Origin of the sequence: Agrobacterium sp. SORGH_AS_0440, assembly GCF_031453135.1 — a bacterium.
GTDB classification, from domain to species: Bacteria; Pseudomonadota; Alphaproteobacteria; order Rhizobiales; family Rhizobiaceae; genus Agrobacterium; species Agrobacterium pusense.
Map to the genome: position 1 here is coordinate 622,204 of NZ_JAVIYR010000001.1, position 14,559 is coordinate 636,762.

Sequence of the window (14,559 nt, forward strand, 5' to 3'; positions counted from 1 at the left end):
TTGACTACCCTTCCAGATAGGCGCTCCACGTTAGGGTGGAGTGTCCTGACGCCGTTGCTATTCCTGTCGCCGATCCCAGTCAAGCGGAATATGTCGCTACGCAGAAGAATCTTGGTCCATATGCGTCATGTCCCTTGCCAAATGCCGATAAAACAAAACGCCCGCACCCGGAGGATGCGGACGGCCCGAAACTATCAGGTTGGCGTGACGTTTATTTATAAACGGCAGGCTGCAGAGGAATATCGGCAGGCGGCATGTATTGCGCGGTGTCGCAACCGTTGAAGACATAACGGCCGCCGACACGCACTTCATGCGAATAGAGGCCCTTGTCACGGCCGGGGCCGCCGCCATTCTCATAGGCGAACATGTCGCCCTTGTTGATGTGACGGAAACGGTAACCGATATCGGCCTTCAGATTACAGGTAACATCAATGGATGCGCCAGCCATAAGGGCGTAAGCGAAACGCCACTTGCCCCTGCCGCCGTGTTCGGTGGTCGGGTCGCAGCCAAGACCATTGACACTGCAGGATGTGTTGCGCAGCTTGTCCCACTTGACGTAGGAGCCGCCGATACCACCGCCGACATACGGCGTCACGCGTCCGTAAGTCCCGAGATCAACGTAGGCATTTGCCATCAGAGTATAGGCGCGAACCGAGCTAAGATCCTCCGAGACGCAGCGGCCGGGAACGGAACCGCAGAAACCGCTCGTGGAGCCACGAAAATCCGACTTGCCCATATAGTCGAAGGTCACGTCACTGCGGAAATAGTTGTTGAACTGATAACCGACACCGGCGCCAATGACATAGCTATCGTCGATCTTCGCGGTATCGAAATCAGCGAGATAGCCACCAGGACCGCCCTGATAATAATTGGCACCACGCAGCTTATTGAAAGAATAACCGACGTCGCCACGCAGATACCAGCCGCTTGCCTGGGTGATCTCCACTTCGGGAGCATAGGTCGGCGCAGGCTCAGCTTGATAAAGATCGGCGGCAATGGCGCTGGTGCCGGTCAGCAGGACGGCCAGAAATCCGGCCAGGGCGTTTTTCATGACTTCCACTCCAGAAGAGGCACGTGCGTTTGCGGCAGCAGATGCCAGTGAACTGTTCAGTCATGGAGATTGACGTAAAATGGTTAAGTCCCGATTAACCACGCTCATTCACTATATTTATTAGTAAATACTCAAAGAAAAAGCCGGCGGAAAGCCGGCTTTTTGCTGATTTATTGTTGCTATGCCTCACGCGGCAGAGCGGGCATTCGCGATGATGCCGACAAGATCATTGACGATACGCTCCACCTTCGCGCTATCGTCGCCTTCCGCCATCACGCGGATCAGCGGTTCGGTGCCGGAAGGGCGGATGACGAGACGGCCATTATCGGCAAGCGCACTTTCCGCATCCGCAATTGCCTGCTGCACGACCGGGTTTTCCAGCGGTTTGCCACCGGAGATACGGACATTCTTCAAAAGCTGCGGCACGGGCTCGAACTTGCGGCAAACCTCGCTCACCGTGCGGCCGGAGCGCTTGACCTTTGCGAGAACCTGCAATGCCGCAACAAGCCCATCCCCCGTCGTGCCGTAATCCGACAGCACGATATGGCCGGACTGCTCACCGCCAACATTGAAATTGTGGTTGCGCATGTGTTCGACCACATAGCGGTCGCCCACCTTGGTGCGGGCAAGGGTGAGGCCCTTGTCGCCAAGAAAACGCTCAAGACCGAGATTGGACATGACAGTTGCGACGATGCCACCGCCGCGGAGGGTGTTGTCTTCGGCCCAGCTGTCGGCGATGACGGCCATCAGCTGGTCGCCATCGACGATCTCACCGCGTTCATCAACGATGATGACGCGGTCCGCATCACCATCCAGCGCAATGCCGATATCGGCCCGCACCTCGTGAACCTTTTTCTGAAGGGCTTCCGGGTGCGTGGAACCGCATTCGAGGTTAATGTTGATGCCGTTCGGCTCGTTGCCGATGGTGACGACCTCCGCGCCGAGTTCCCAGAGAGCCGCGGGCGCCACCTTATAAGCCGCGCCATTGGCGCAGTCGATGGCGATTCGCAGGCCGCTCAATGTCACGTCGCGCGGCAGGGTGCGCTTCACGAACTCGATATAACGATAGATGTCGCCATCGACGCGCTTCGCCCGGCCGATTTCGGCAGGTTTCGCCAGTTGGGCGTAGATATCCTTGTCGAGGAGGTCTTCGATCTCCAGCTCCAGCTCATCGGAAAGCTTGTAACCGTCAGGCCCGAAAAGCTTGATGCCGTTGTCGGAGAAGGGATTGTGCGAGGCCGAAATCATCACGCCGATATCGGCGCGCAGCGAGCGGGTCAGCATGGCGACGGCCGGCGTCGGGATCGGGCCGAGCAGGAAGACATCGAGACCGGCGGCGGTGAAGCCGGCAACCAGGGCGTTTTCCAGCATATAGCCGGAAAGGCGCGTATCCTTGCCGATGACAACACGATGGCGATGATGGCCACGACGGAAAATCGTCCCGACGGCAATGCCCACCCGCATCGCCAGATCAGGCGTCATGGGGAAGACGTTCGATTGTCCGCGGATACCATCGGTTCCGAAATAACGGCGTGCCATTTGAACTCCAAATCTTTTCCAGCATTCCGGCATAAGCTGAAAACAGCCGGAAGCGTTTTTGGCTAGATGCCACAAACCACGATAAACAGCACGTAAATTACCTTAAAAATGGCTTATATCTTGTTACCAAAATGAAAAGGCCACCCGGAAACCCGGATGGCCTTTTACAATTTCTAACAGACGCGGTCGATCAATGCGGCTGCGGCTCCATGCCGCCTTCGGCCTCGCCGTCGCCCTTTGCTTCACCGTCACCCTTCACTTCACTGGGACCGTCCTTCTTGGTGCCGGCCTTCGGCACTGCGGAACCACGGCTGCCCGGAGAATCGTCGCCCAGATCGCGGGCGGGCTTCTCACCCTTCAGCAGGGCCTTGATCTCGTCACCCGTCAGGGTTTCGTATTCGAGCAGACCTTCGGCAATCGCAACGAAACCATCGTGATTTTCCGTCAGAATGCGGCGAGCCTCGGCATAAGCCTCGTCGATCAGGCGGCGAACTTCCGTGTCGATCGTCTGGGCTGTGGCTTCGGAGACGTTCTTCGACTGCGAAACGGAATGGCCGAGGAACACTTCCTGCTGGTTTTCACCATAGGAGACCTGGCCGAGCGCATCGGAAAAGCCCCATTGCGTCACCATGGCGCGGGCAAGCTTGGTTGCCTGCTCGATATCCGAAGACGCGCCCGAGGTAATGTTTTCCTTACCGAAGGTCAGTTCTTCGGCAACGCGGCCACCCATCATGATCACGAGGCGCGACACCATCCACTTGTAGCTCATGGAATAGCGGTCGCCTTCCGGCAGCTGCATCACCATGCCAAGTGCGCGGCCGCGCGGGATGATCGTTGCCTTGTGCAACGGATCGGCCACGGCAACCTTCAGAGCGGTGATGGCATGACCGGCTTCGTGATACGCGGTCAGCTTCTTTTCGGCCTCGGTCATGGCGGAGGAGCGGCGTTCCGCGCCCATCATGATCTTGTCCTTGGCGTCTTCGAACTCCTGCATGGTCACCACGCGTTTGTTGCGGCGGGCGGCCATGAGGGCGGCTTCGTTGACGAGGTTCATCAGATCGGCACCCGAGAAACCGGGGGTACCGCGAGCCAGAACCTTGAGATCGACATTCGGCGCGAGCGGCACGTTGCGGATATGCACCTTGAGGATGCGTTCGCGGCCAACGATATCAGGGTTCGGCACGACAACCTGACGGTCGAAACGGCCGGGACGCAGAAGTGCGGGGTCGAGAACGTCAGGTCGGTTGGTAGCGGCGATGAGAATGATGCCCTCATTCGCCTCAAAACCGTCCATCTCAACCAGCAGCTGGTTCAGCGTCTGTTCGCGCTCGTCGTTGCCGCCGCCGAGGCCGGCGCCACGATGGCGGCCGACGGCGTCGATTTCATCGATGAAGATGATGCAAGGCGCATTCTTCTTTGCCTGCTCGAACATGTCACGCACACGGCTGGCACCGACGCCAACGAACATTTCCACGAAATCCGAACCGGAAATCGTGAAGAACGGCACATTGGCTTCACCTGCGACGGAACGCGCAAGAAGCGTCTTACCGGTGCCCGGAGGACCAACAAGCAGAACGCCGCGCGGAATCTTGCCGCCGAGGCGCTGGAATTTCTGCGGGTCGCGCAGGAATTCCACGATTTCCTCAAGATCCTGCTTGGCTTCATCCACGCCGGCAACGTCGTCAAACGTCACGCGGCCATGGGCTTCCGTCAGGAGCTTGGCCTTGGACTTGCCGAAGCCCATCGCACCGCGCGAACCACCCTGCATCTGCCGCATGAAGAACAGCCAGACGCCAAGAATGAGAAACATCGGCAGAAGCGTGCCGAGATAGCTCAGGAAGCCCGAGGAGCCATCGCTTTCCGGGCGCGCCACGATGGTCACGTTCTTGCTCTGCAAGCGCTCCATCAGGCTGTCGTCGATGACGGGGGAATAGGTCTGAAAGGCCGTGCCGTTTTCGGTATAGGTTCCGAGAACCCGGTTACCGGTGACGGTCACGTCGCGAACTCGCCCGGAATCCACGTCGCGGAGAAACTGGGAATACGGAATTTCCCGTGAACCCGTTTGCGTCGGCGACGTCTGGAACATGCTGAACAGCGCGATCAGCAAGAGGGCGATCACGGCCCACAAGGCGAAATTTCTGAAATTTGGGTTCATCGAACTCCCCGAACTCACACGGGCACAACTACTGCCCGCTATTACGTGCCCTTAACATAAGGACGACATCTGCCCTTGCCAAGGCAAAGCGCATTATCTGATGCGTTTTGGTGTAAAAACTGTTCCAAGGCAATTCACGAAAATGAGGCCCGATTTAAACCGGGGGCTGTGGATATGCGGCGTGCAGGAGGCGCATGGCAATCACATTGGCCAACTCAAGGTCGAAACGCGGAAGAAAAAGATCATAAGGCGCAAGCAGCGGGCGGATCGCCGCCACGCCGGACCCCGGAAATTCCAGATCGTGATTTTCGCGCACGAAGACCGGCATTGTCTGGCTGGAGCGTTTCAATATCCCCGGAGGAATGACACCGGAAGGTTTGATCGGAATACCCATTGTGTCTCCGGCGCCAAAAGCGCGGACGACTATCTCTGCATCGGAACGGTTGAACACGTCAAAGCGCTCGTCCCAAACCATCCTCGCGCCCGGCGGCATTCGCAGTGATGGAATGTTTCTGTTTTCCCGCATCAGGTAGAGGGCATCCTTGCGGTAATCGAACACGACGCGGTTCGCCGTTATCCTTCCCGGTTCTCGATTCGCGACAAGCGCCATCACCCTGTCCATCGTGTCAGAGGCCATGGGATATCGTCGACCGCCGATAACACCTGATAGCGCCGACAACGCGTACCGGATAACAGCGGGGTCTTCACCGAGGCTCTCAGCGTTTATCCTGATTAAACCAAGGAAAAAAAAACAAGAGTTATGATGTACAAACCGGGCTGCGCGTGCGGATAATTCCGACCTTGTGTCTGACGTTCCGTACGGAAAAAGACGAGGCGTATCGTCCAGCGCCTGCCGCACCCTCACCCGCTCATATTTGCGGTTTTCATTGCTGGGATCATCGATCCAGCCTTGCGCCCTTTCGAGAAGATAATCGCGAATGGCTTGGCGCTCGCAATGCAGAAATGGCCGCATGACCCAGTGACGCCCACCATACAGCACGGCGTCTGCCATACCCGACAAGCCGAGATTATCAGCCCGTTTACCGCGGGCGGCGCGCATCGCAACCGTTTCCCGCTGGTCGCCCCGTGTATGCCCCGTCACGATGACATCGGCGCTCATCGTGTCCGCGACACCAGCAATCAGATGGTAACGCGCCAGGCGCGAGGCCTCGGCCAAACCGGAGGCGGGTTTTTGGTCTTCCCAACGGCGCACGGCATGAAAGATGCCAAGCCCGGCGCATAACGTGGCGACTTTTTTTGCCTCGTCAGCGGATTCGGGCCGTAGCGCATGATCGACCGTGACGGCCGACAGCAGCACCTGATCCCCTGAACCGATGGAAGCTTCGTGCAATGCGAGCAACAAACCGGTGGAATCGCTGCCGCCGGAAATTGCAACAAGAATATGCGCAGGTTTGCGCAGTTTCGCGACGAACAATCGCGCAGCCTCAAGCGGGACAAGCCCGGTTTCGTCTGGAATGCTGGTCTTGGCAGGCATGGACAGACCGCACTTCAACGGGAAAGAGGGATCAGCAGCTCAGCCGCTTCTGTTCACTGGCGACTTTGTTCAGCACGGTCTTCGAGGCATTGGGGTAACGCTTCGGCACCTCGCGCAGCGTGGCGCAGGCCGTTTCGGTATTATCGAGAGCGGCAAGGGACATGCCAAGCTTCATCAGCATTTCCGGAGCCTTCGGAGACTTGCCATAGGCCTGGTGGCCGTTAAGAAAGGTCTTCGCGGCTTCGTTGAACTTGCCCTGAGAATATTGCGCTTCACCCAGCCAGAAGCTCGCATCCGCGGCTTTCGTGCCCTTGGGGTAACCCTGCAGATATTGTTGGAACCCCTGCTCCGCCAGCTTGTAATCACCGGAAAGGACATGACCGTAAGCGGCCTGGTAGATATCGCCTTCGCTGGTCAGCGCCGCTGTATTGACGGGATCGGTCTTGCGCGTGCTGTTGCCTGTTGTCACGCCGGGAAGGCTGCCGGAAGAATTGTTGGCGCCTGAATTGAGCGTGCCGCCAATAGGCATCCCCTTGGAATCAAGTTCGATCGAACCGAGCGTGGTCTCACCCGGCGCGCCTGTCGGAGCACTGGAGGGAGCGGACGGTGAAACGGAAGCGCCACCCTCGGGTGGCGTTTCGATGATCGTTGCAACGTCGTCGGTCGGGGGCGTCGCCGGACTGACCGGACTTGCCTCCGCCTTCTTTTTCGGCGTTGCTGCAGGACTTCCGCCCTTTCCGTTTTCCAGTTCCTGGAAGCGGAACTCATTGTCTTCCTGCGCCTTGCGGATCGTTTCCTGCATCTGCAAAAGCTGGAAGCTCATTTCCTCGATACGGCCGTTGAGTTGCCGGATCTGTTCTTCAAGCTGCTGAACCCGATAGGCTTCATTGGCCTGAACCCGGACGACCGGGGGCTGCTGCTGAGAATTGATCGTGCCGAAGCTACCCCCCGCACCGAACAGCGGACCCGAAACGGCTGTGCCGCTCAAGCCGGTGCAGGCTGCAAGCCCCAGCATTCCCGCCACGACAAGTTTCTTCATCTCATTCGTCCTGCCTTAACTGATTTGCACCGGAATAGTGCAAGCCGGATTTTTTCCATATCGACCGAAAAAGCAACTTAACTTCGGCCAAACTATGAAAAAAACAAAAGGCGGCCCGAAGACCGCCCTTTATTTACGTTCACAAAAACGTCAGGCAATTACATGCCTGCGCCGCCGAGAACCGTGACCGCGCGACGGTTCTGCGACCAGCAGGAAATGTCATCGCAAACCGCGACCGGACGTTCCTTGCCGTAGGAGATCGTCTTCATGCGGCTTGCCGGAACACCCTGAGAGGCCAGGAAGTCGCGGGTTGCTGCCGCACGGCGGGCGCCGAGTGCCAGGTTGTATTCACGCGTGCCGCGCTCGTCGGCATGGCCTTCGACCGTGATGGCGTAGTTCGGGTAACGGGCAAGCCACTGTGCCTGGCGCTGCAGGGTCTGCTGGGCGTCGGCGCGGATCGAGGTGGAGTCCGTGTCGAAGAAGATGCGGTCGCCGACATTGACCGTGAAGTCCTGCTGGGAGCCCGGCGTTGCAGAGCCTGCGCCACCAAGGCCGAGTTCACCGGCGCTGTTCGGCATGTTCTTCTTATTCGCGCAGCCTGCAAGAGCAAGCGCGAGCGTCATGGCGATGACAGCCGGGTTACGGGCCAGTTTCTGCATGGGGCTGAGTGCCGAAATATGTGTACGGCTCATCGCCGGTCTCTCCTTAGGATTTCAATAACGTTGCCGGACACTAACTGATCGCGGTTAATAGCCGGCAAACGCTTATGGTTAACAGAAAGGAAATGTCCCAGTATTTTTGCTCCCTCACAACACTTTGCGGCAAGAAAGAGGCACATTTCCCTGTGGTATGCGTAAAACATCACGGCACCGGTTTAAGCCGGCGCCGTGATGGCAGTCATATCAGTCCAGAAGCGGCGACCAGGCCGGGTCTGAAGCGAAGGTCGGTGTCTTGATGAGCTGTTCATTGTAGCCCGTCAGGTCGATCGAATAGAGCTGCGGACCGCCCGCACCCGCGTTCTGGCGGAAGAACATCAGTACGCGGCCATTCGGTGCCCAGGTTGGCCCTTCATTGTGGAAGCCGCTGGTCAGGATTCGTTCGCCCGAACCATCCGTCTTCATCACACCGATCGAGAACTTGCCGCCAGACTGCTTGGTGAAGGCAATCAGATCGCCGCGCGGGGACCATACCGGCGTGGAATAGGAACCATCGCCGAAGGAAATGCGCTGCTGGCCGGAACCATCGGCATTCATGACGTAAATCTGCTGGCGGCCGCCACGGTCACTTTCAAAGGCAACACGCTGACCGTCAGGCGAATAGGACGGGGCCGTATCGATCGCCGACGTGTTGGTCAGGCGTGTCGTGGTACGAGAGCGCAGATCCATGGTGTAGATGTTGGCGTTGCCATCCTGCTGAAGGCTCATGATCACCTTCTGCCCGTCAGGCGAAAAGCGCGGCGAGAACGTCATGCCTGGGAAGTTGCCGACGACTTCACGCTGTCCGGTTTCCAGCTGCAGCAGATAAACGCGTGGCTGCTGGCCTTCAAAGGACATGTAGGTGACTTCCTGGCGGCTCGGCGAAAAACGCGGTGTCAGGACGATGTCGTTCGAGTTGGTCAGGTTGCGGACGTTGAAACCGTCCTGGTCCATGATCGACAGCTGCCGCTTGCGGGCCGTCTTCGGGCCGCTCTCGGAAACAAAAACGACGCGGGTATCGAAATAGCCCTTTTCACCGGTGACGCGCTCGTAGATGGCATCCGCGATGATGTGAGCGACACGGCGCCAGTTTTCAGGCTGGGTGAAGAACTGCTGGCCCGTCATCTGCTGATTGGCGAACGTATCCCACAGGCGGAATTCGGCGCGCAGGCGGCCGTCGCTTTCGCGCGTCACGCGACCGGTGACGAGCGCCTGCGCGTTGATGACCTTCCAGTCTTCGAAACGCGGCTGCTGATCCGGATTGCTGATCTTTTCGATGAAGGCGTTCTTGTTGACCGGCGCAAAAAGACCGGACCGCTGCAAGTCGGCGGGCGATGACCGCGGAGACCTGCGCGCCGATGCCGTCGCTCGACATGAAGTCGGTGATGGCAATCGGCAGCGGCTCGACATTACCCTTGTTGATATTGATTTCCACCCGTGCAAAAGCCGGTGCGGAGAAAACCGACATGAGGGCCGCGACAGCGAGCACCAGCCGGATCGGCGAAAATATCTTCATGTTGCCAGGCCTTTCAGCATTCATAGCAATTCACTGGGATCGAAGTTCACGACGACTTCGTTCCATGCATCGTATTTGTCGGCAGGAAGGTTCGTGAACGGAGCAGAACGCATGATGGCGCGATAAGCTCCGCCGGAAAGGGCACGGCGCGTACCTTCGGAACCGCCCGTCGCCTCGATCTCGGGCCGACCGATGATGGAGCCATCACGGTCGAGCTTCATGGTCACCCGGACGCGAACGTCCGAGGCATCCGCCATGCCGGGAATGATCTGCCAGTTCTTCTGGATCGCGCCGCGTAGCGCATCCATTTCCGTCTGGCTGAGCGTCGAGCCGCCCGTTGATTTCTTGCCGCCAAGGGCTGCCGTCTGCGTCGAGCGCTTTGCGCCGCCGCCGGAAGGCGCCTGCTTGTTCAACAGCGCGGCAATATCGTCGGCGTTGAAATCGCTTTCCTTCGAGGAAGCGGACTTCGCAGTCTCCTGCTTCTTCTCGCCGGGCTTCTTATCGGAAGGCTTGTCCGTCGACTTTGCCTGATCCGGCTTTTTCTCAGCTTGCTTTTCGGCCGGTTTCTGCTCCGCTGGCTTCGTCTCGGCCTGTTTCGGCTCTTCCGGCTTCGGCGGCTCGGGCCTCGAATTCGGACGGGGAACGTTCTGCGGCACCGGTATTTCTGCCGGCTCCTGCGTGGCAGGCGGCGGTTCTTCCGCCTTGGTTTCCTGCGGCGGCGGCTCGGTCTTGGGCTGCGGTGCGACTTCAGGCTTGGTCTGCGGCAAGGCGGCCATTTCCTGCGGCTTGGGAGCCGAGGTTTCCTCCTTGACGATTTCCTTCACCTCATTCGCTTTGGTATCAACGACGGGCTGCGGCTTCTCCTGCTTTGGCGGTGCGGCCGCGGCGATATTGTCGTTTGGCTTGGCGGTCGGCGTCGGCGGCGCCTCGATATCCGCGGTGTTATTGCCAATATTCTGCGCGTTCTCGATGATATCGGGACGGGTTGTCGGAACAGGCGCGGATTTTTCCGCCTTGGGCGCATTTTTATCGCCCTGCTGTATCTGGGTCAGTTCCTCGATGGGCACCAGCTCCACCGGCAAGGCCTCAGCCTGAGACACGTCAAGGGGTTCCGGCGAGCCCAGGGAGACAAGGGCGAAAGCCAGAAGCGACGCATGCACGATCGCGGATGTGGTAAGGCTGCCCTTCATCGCTTTACGTCAATTGTCCTGTTTCTGCTGGGTCACAAGGCCGATGTTTTTGAAACCGGCCGCCTGGATACGCGCCATCACATCCGCAACGACGCCATAGGCGGCAACGGAATCCGCGCGCACGAAAATGCGTTCGTTATAGCCGGTCGTGGCGATTGCCTGCAGCTTGTCCGCCACTTCAGCCGCCTGGATTTCCGTTTCCTGCAAATGGATCTGGCCATTGGCATTGACGGAAATGGTGATCGGTTGCGTGTCCGAATTCAACGCATTGGCGGAGGTCTGCGGCAGGTCGATCGGCACGCCGACAGTCATCATAGGCGCCGCCACCATGAAGATGATGAGCAGCACGAGCATGACGTCGACCAGCGGCGTCACGTTGATTTCGCTGATCGCGCCGCCTCTGCGCCGTCCGCCGCGTCCACCCCGGCGTCCGCCGGAACCGCCGCCGCTGCCACCTGCTGACATACCCATATCATCTACTCCGTTTTGCCTTGCGGCAAATCACTCGACGGCATTGCAGTCGGCCGCTTACTGGGCGGCCTGCCGTGTCTGAAGTTTTTCATCGATCTGTCGCGACAGGATTGCCGAAAATTCGTCGGCGAAACCTTCCATTCGGGCGGAAAGCTTGTGCGCGTCAGCCGTGAACTTGTTGTAGGCGATAACCGCGGGAATAGCCGCGACAAGGCCGATCGCGGTTGCAAGAAGCGCTTCCGCGATACCGGGAGCCACGACCGCGAGGTTGGTGGACTTCGAACCGGCAATCGCCTGGAACGAGGTCATGATACCGACAACCGTGCCGAAGAGACCGATAAAGGGGCCGGCCGAACCGATGGTGGCGAGCGAGCCGAGGCGCGCCTCGTATTGTTCGCTTTCCCGCGCCATGGTCACGTCCATTGCCCGGTCGATACGCATCTGCAGGCCGATGGGCGAACGTGCGCCGCGCTCGAAGGATTTTTTCCATTCGCGCATGGCCGAAACGAAAATTGCGGCCAGACCGCCATTCTGGCGCTCCGCCAGCGTGCGATAGAGCTCTTCAAGAGACTGGCCCGACCAGAACACCTGTTCGAACTGGTCGAACTGGCGCCTCGCCTTGCCGAAGCTCACATATTTGTCGAAGACGATTGCCCACGTCCAGACCGAGGCGGCGATAAGCCCGACCATCACGAGCTTAACGATGAGGCCCGCCTGCATAAACAGCGCCCAGAGACTTACATCATGCGTCGCCGCTGCCAAACCTGCCTGTTCCATAAATATCCAATCCCCGAATCCAAACGCCCGGTACGGGACCGGGCGATTCAAACGCGTGTTAACGCTCGAAGTCCTGCGGCAACAGCCGCCAACCCCTTAGCCATACCCCGATACTTGCCAGTAAGCCTTACTTGCCAATAAATTTGGTGAAAGGAAGGCGTGCGCTGCACAAATGCCAGTTGCTAAAGTAAGACACCATTATGGTTAAAGGAGTGTTACAACCCGGCCACGCCCGGCGGATTTACTGATCCGGCCCGTCAATTACTTCAGAAATTTTTCCGCCACCGTCTCGGGAAGGCGCCTTGGCCGGCCATTGGCATTGATGACGGCTATGATGACCTTGGCGGCGACGAGCAGCGTTTCACCGCGCCTGATTTCCTGATTGAGCACCATTTTTGCGCCCCCGGCCTTCTCGGTGATGGTTGTCACCGTCAGCACGTCGTCCATCCGGGCGGGGCTTTTAAAATCGATCTCCATGCGATGCACGACGAAGACCAGACCTTCTTCATCAGCGGTCAGAAGCGCACTTTGTTCGCAGCCGAGGCAACGCAGGTAATCGGTACGGCCCCGCTCAAGAAAATGCAGGTACCGCGCGTGATAAACCAGGCCGGAAAAATCGGTATCCTCGTAATAGACGCGTTGCATCAGGCGGTGACCGTGTTCGATCAATTCACCCGACAGCGAAACCAAAAGCTCGCTCATAATGTCTCCTTGGGATTTTCAGTAGCGTCGGAGCGGCCCTCGCGGACAATCAGATGCTCGTGCCGCAGGGGCAACGCCTCGATGCGCTCTGCGATGAAGCGCGGGCGCAGATCGTTCCTGATCAGCGCGGAAGTTCGTGAAGGCAGCCAGCGGAATTCGACCTCGATGCCATCCATCACCCTGTGGACGATGTGGTTTCCATGGAATGGCAGGGGATGGCCCAGCGAAACGAGATAATAAAATCCCAATTCATGGGCCGAATAACCGTCATAGGCGAAAAAGTTTTCGGCCGACCATAAAAGGCGCTCCACCGAACACGTCCGATCAAGCTCCTCACCGATCTCGCGAACAATGGTCTGCTCGGAGCTTTCACCGATTTCAGCCCGACCGCCAGGCAAGGCCCAGTAGTCATCCCCTGCGCCACGCTGCACCAGAAGATGATCACTCTGAAAAATGAGGGCTGCCACGCGCATGCTGAAAAGCTGCGGTCTGCGATCCAACCGGATCATGTGACGTTGGGGCGGAGAGGTCATTTATCGTCCAGATCGCCGTCGTGCCAGACAAGGTGTCGCGTGGCCCTGGGCAGGTTCTCTATTTCGTCGGCGATGAAATAGGGGGGAATATCGAGCTCCGTCAATGCCTGCCGGGTTGCCGCGACCCAGCGAAACTCAAGCTCGTTATCGCCATCCTGAACACGGTGAATAATGTCGGTGGGATGAAAGGCAAGCGTTTGCGGCAGGTCCATCAGGTAATAAAAGCCGAGTTCGTGCCAGTCCTTGCCTTCGTAATGGAAGAAATTTTCGACCGCCCAGAGAAGCCGCCCGATCTTGGCTTCCACACCGAGCTCCTCGACCATTTCTCGCGCCAGCGTTTCTTCTGAGCGCTCACCCATTTCGGCACGCCCGCCTGGAAAGGTCCAGAATTTTTCATGTGTGGCCCGGTGCACCAGGACGTGGCCATCGCGGAAGGCCAGCCCCGCGACCCGCATCTGGAAAATGCGCTTCGGCTTGAACTTGATGCGGATGCGGGTGTCCTGCTTGGTATCGTGTGTCATTGGGCGGGCCTGCGGGCTGGAAACATCAAATCGGTTTCCGTCCACCCTAATGCATCCATCTCGTCTTTTCTCGCCTTTGCATCATCTCCCACAATGAATTCATCCAGTTGCGGCGGCTTGACCGGGGTCCCGGACAGCATCGCATGCGCCTGCCCGCGATGATGCGTCTGGTGCTGGAAGAGATGCGACAGAACGTCGTCGCAGCGATCCTGCTGGATACGCCTGCCGCGGTGGATATTGACAGTAGCGGCGAGGCGATCTTCATCGAGCCCGTCGACAAGGGCGATCAACACCTCGTCAAGCTCTGTCTGGGCGCCTTGCAACGCCGGCATGTTGGCAAAGGGTTCCTCTACGGCAAAGGCGGCCAGTCCCAGTGTGCCGCCCTGCAACGCATCGATATAAAAGCGGTCGACAGTGTAGATATGATTGAGCGTCGCACGCAGCGTCGGGAAGAAACTGATGCGGCGGGCAACAAACGCCTCCTGCGAAAGCTGGAGACAGGCTTGATGCAGCCGGTAATTGGCGAGCCGGTTGTTGCGCGCAAGTTTGCGGAAAACCCGCAGCGGATCATAAGGCATCGGCATCCCTCCCGTAACACCTAACGGCGTCATTCAATCGGTGCGTTCGAGCTCTGATCTGCTTTTCAGAACCTTGCCGCCATCTTCCTGTTCGATGAGATAAGCGGGTTCGTCTTTGCTGGCCTTACGCTTTATCGTGGAACCGGAAATCGTTCTTTCGACATCTTCGGTGAAGACTTCAAGAATTTTCCCTTCACCTGTACCCGTGCCCCAGTTCCAGCGGACCTTCGTACCCTTGCGATATCCAGACATGACCATCTCCGTGCCAAAGACGATCAAAGCCGGCAAGGCGGGTTT

Annotated in this window: 15 protein-coding genes and 1 pseudogene; all 16 read right to left on the minus strand. The window is 58.5% G+C overall.

The annotated features are described in order from the left end of the window. Positions 1 to 211: 211 nt before the first annotated feature. The 16 genes and pseudogenes from QE453_RS02915 to QE453_RS02985 all read right to left on the minus strand — a co-directional run bounded on the left by QE453_RS02915 (position 212) and on the right by QE453_RS02985 (position 14,514). Positions 212 to 1,051, minus strand: a complete 840-nt coding sequence (locus QE453_RS02915; protein WP_004445720.1) for an outer membrane protein — start codon at positions 1,049 to 1,051, stop codon at positions 212 to 214. Between the two features lie 186 nt (positions 1,052 to 1,237). Next, positions 1,238 to 2,590, minus strand: coding sequence for a phosphoglucosamine mutase (glmM, locus tag QE453_RS02920; protein ID WP_004445721.1), 1,353 nt, complete (start codon positions 2,588 to 2,590; stop codon positions 1,238 to 1,240). A 190-nt stretch (positions 2,591 to 2,780) separates the two neighbouring features. Further along, positions 2,781 to 4,745 carry an ATP-dependent zinc metalloprotease FtsH gene (ftsH, locus tag QE453_RS02925; protein ID WP_004445722.1) on the minus strand — a complete coding sequence of 655 codons (1,965 nt, stop codon included), beginning with the start codon at positions 4,743 to 4,745 and terminating at the stop codon, positions 2,781 to 2,783. A 154-nt stretch (positions 4,746 to 4,899) separates the two neighbouring features. Then, on the minus strand, positions 4,900 to 6,240 hold the full coding sequence (gene tilS / locus QE453_RS02930; protein ID WP_309776346.1) for a tRNA lysidine(34) synthetase TilS: 1,341 nt from the start codon (positions 6,238 to 6,240) through the stop codon (positions 4,900 to 4,902). Positions 6,241 to 6,271: 31 nt separating this feature from the next. Further along, positions 6,272 to 7,279: a tol-pal system protein YbgF gene (gene ybgF / locus QE453_RS02935; protein ID WP_309776347.1), complete on the minus strand. Its 1,008-nt coding sequence runs from the start codon at positions 7,277 to 7,279 to the stop codon at positions 6,272 to 6,274. A gap of 158 nt (positions 7,280 to 7,437) precedes the next feature. Next, the gene (pal, locus tag QE453_RS02940) at positions 7,438 to 7,971 is read right to left on the minus strand and encodes a peptidoglycan-associated lipoprotein Pal (protein ID WP_004445728.1); all 534 of its coding nucleotides are present in this window, start codon (positions 7,969 to 7,971) and stop codon (positions 7,438 to 7,440) included. Between the two features lie 210 nt (positions 7,972 to 8,181). Further along, entirely contained in the window at positions 8,182 to 9,384 is a 1,203-nt protein-coding gene (gene tolB / locus QE453_RS02945) for a Tol-Pal system beta propeller repeat protein TolB (protein ID WP_404977881.1), read from the minus strand. Beyond that, a pseudogene (gene tolB, locus QE453_RS25215) lies at positions 9,296 to 9,514 on the minus strand (Tol-Pal system protein TolB); the annotation flags it as partial. The gene tolB (QE453_RS02945) and the pseudogene tolB (QE453_RS25215), both read right to left, overlap by 89 nt. Continuing rightward, positions 9,511 to 10,680 carry a hypothetical protein gene (locus tag QE453_RS02950; RefSeq protein WP_309776348.1) on the minus strand — a complete coding sequence of 390 codons (1,170 nt, stop codon included), beginning with the start codon at positions 10,678 to 10,680 and terminating at the stop codon, positions 9,511 to 9,513. The pseudogene tolB (QE453_RS25215) and the gene QE453_RS02950, both read right to left, overlap by 4 nt. 9 nt (positions 10,681 to 10,689) lie before the next feature. Further along, positions 10,690 to 11,151 (minus strand): protein TolR, encoded by a 462-nt coding sequence (gene tolR / locus QE453_RS02955; RefSeq protein WP_004445732.1) that lies wholly within the window; start codon positions 11,149 to 11,151, stop codon positions 10,690 to 10,692. 57 nt (positions 11,152 to 11,208) lie between these two features. Then, positions 11,209 to 11,928 (minus strand): protein TolQ, encoded by a 720-nt coding sequence (gene tolQ / locus QE453_RS02960; RefSeq protein WP_309776349.1) that lies wholly within the window; start codon positions 11,926 to 11,928, stop codon positions 11,209 to 11,211. 261 nt (positions 11,929 to 12,189) lie between these two features. After that, positions 12,190 to 12,630 (minus strand): tol-pal system-associated acyl-CoA thioesterase, encoded by a 441-nt coding sequence (ybgC, locus tag QE453_RS02965; protein ID WP_004445735.1) that lies wholly within the window; start codon positions 12,628 to 12,630, stop codon positions 12,190 to 12,192. Then, complete coding sequence (locus QE453_RS02970; RefSeq protein WP_072493289.1) at positions 12,627 to 13,163, minus strand: NUDIX hydrolase; 537 nt, start codon at positions 13,161 to 13,163, stop codon at positions 12,627 to 12,629. The genes ybgC and QE453_RS02970 overlap by 4 nt, the downstream gene beginning before the upstream one ends. After that, positions 13,160 to 13,684, minus strand: a complete 525-nt coding sequence (locus QE453_RS02975) for an NUDIX hydrolase (RefSeq protein ID WP_034497288.1) — start codon at positions 13,682 to 13,684, stop codon at positions 13,160 to 13,162. Before QE453_RS02975 ends, QE453_RS02970 begins: the two co-directional genes overlap by 4 nt. After that, a complete protein-coding gene (locus QE453_RS02980) occupies positions 13,681 to 14,262 on the minus strand; it encodes a DinB family protein (RefSeq protein WP_309776350.1) in 582 nt (193 codons plus the stop codon). The genes QE453_RS02975 and QE453_RS02980 overlap by 4 nt, the downstream gene beginning before the upstream one ends. Positions 14,263 to 14,295: 33 nt before the next feature. Next, positions 14,296 to 14,514 (minus strand): DUF2945 domain-containing protein, encoded by a 219-nt coding sequence (locus QE453_RS02985; RefSeq protein WP_004445742.1) that lies wholly within the window; start codon positions 14,512 to 14,514, stop codon positions 14,296 to 14,298. Positions 14,515 to 14,559: the final 45 nt, after the last annotated feature.

Coding starts and splice junctions, on each gene's coding strand:
- QE453_RS02985 (WP_004445742.1), bottom strand. CDS start 14,514: ATGTCTGGATATCGCAAGGGTACGAAGGTCCGCTGGAACTGGGGCACG.
- ybgF (WP_309776347.1), bottom strand. CDS start 7,279: ATGAAGAAACTTGTCGTGGCGGGAATGCTGGGGCTTGCAGCCTGCACC.
- tolB (WP_404977881.1), bottom strand. CDS start 9,384: ATGTCGAGCCGCTGCCGATTGCCATCACCGACTTCATGTCGAGCGACG.
- QE453_RS02970 (WP_072493289.1), bottom strand. CDS start 13,163: ATGACCTCTCCGCCCCAACGTCACATGATCCGGTTGGATCGCAGACCG.
- QE453_RS02915 (WP_004445720.1), bottom strand. CDS start 1,051: ATGAAAAACGCCCTGGCCGGATTTCTGGCCGTCCTGCTGACCGGCACC.
- glmM (WP_004445721.1), bottom strand. CDS start 2,590: ATGGCACGCCGTTATTTCGGAACCGATGGTATCCGCGGACAATCGAAC.
- tilS (WP_309776346.1), bottom strand. CDS start 6,240: ATGCCTGCCAAGACCAGCATTCCAGACGAAACCGGGCTTGTCCCGCTT.
- pal (WP_004445728.1), bottom strand. CDS start 7,971: ATGAGCCGTACACATATTTCGGCACTCAGCCCCATGCAGAAACTGGCC.
- ybgC (WP_004445735.1), bottom strand. CDS start 12,630: ATGAGCGAGCTTTTGGTTTCGCTGTCGGGTGAATTGATCGAACACGGT.
- tolQ (WP_309776349.1), bottom strand. CDS start 11,928: ATGGAACAGGCAGGTTTGGCAGCGGCGACGCATGATGTAAGTCTCTGG.
- ftsH (WP_004445722.1), bottom strand. CDS start 4,745: ATGAACCCAAATTTCAGAAATTTCGCCTTGTGGGCCGTGATCGCCCTC.
- QE453_RS02980 (WP_309776350.1), bottom strand. CDS start 14,262: ATGCCTTATGATCCGCTGCGGGTTTTCCGCAAACTTGCGCGCAACAAC.
- QE453_RS02950 (WP_309776348.1), bottom strand. CDS start 10,680: ATGAAGGGCAGCCTTACCACATCCGCGATCGTGCATGCGTCGCTTCTG.
- QE453_RS02975 (WP_034497288.1), bottom strand. CDS start 13,684: ATGACACACGATACCAAGCAGGACACCCGCATCCGCATCAAGTTCAAG.
- tolR (WP_004445732.1), bottom strand. CDS start 11,151: ATGGGTATGTCAGCAGGTGGCAGCGGCGGCGGTTCCGGCGGACGCCGG.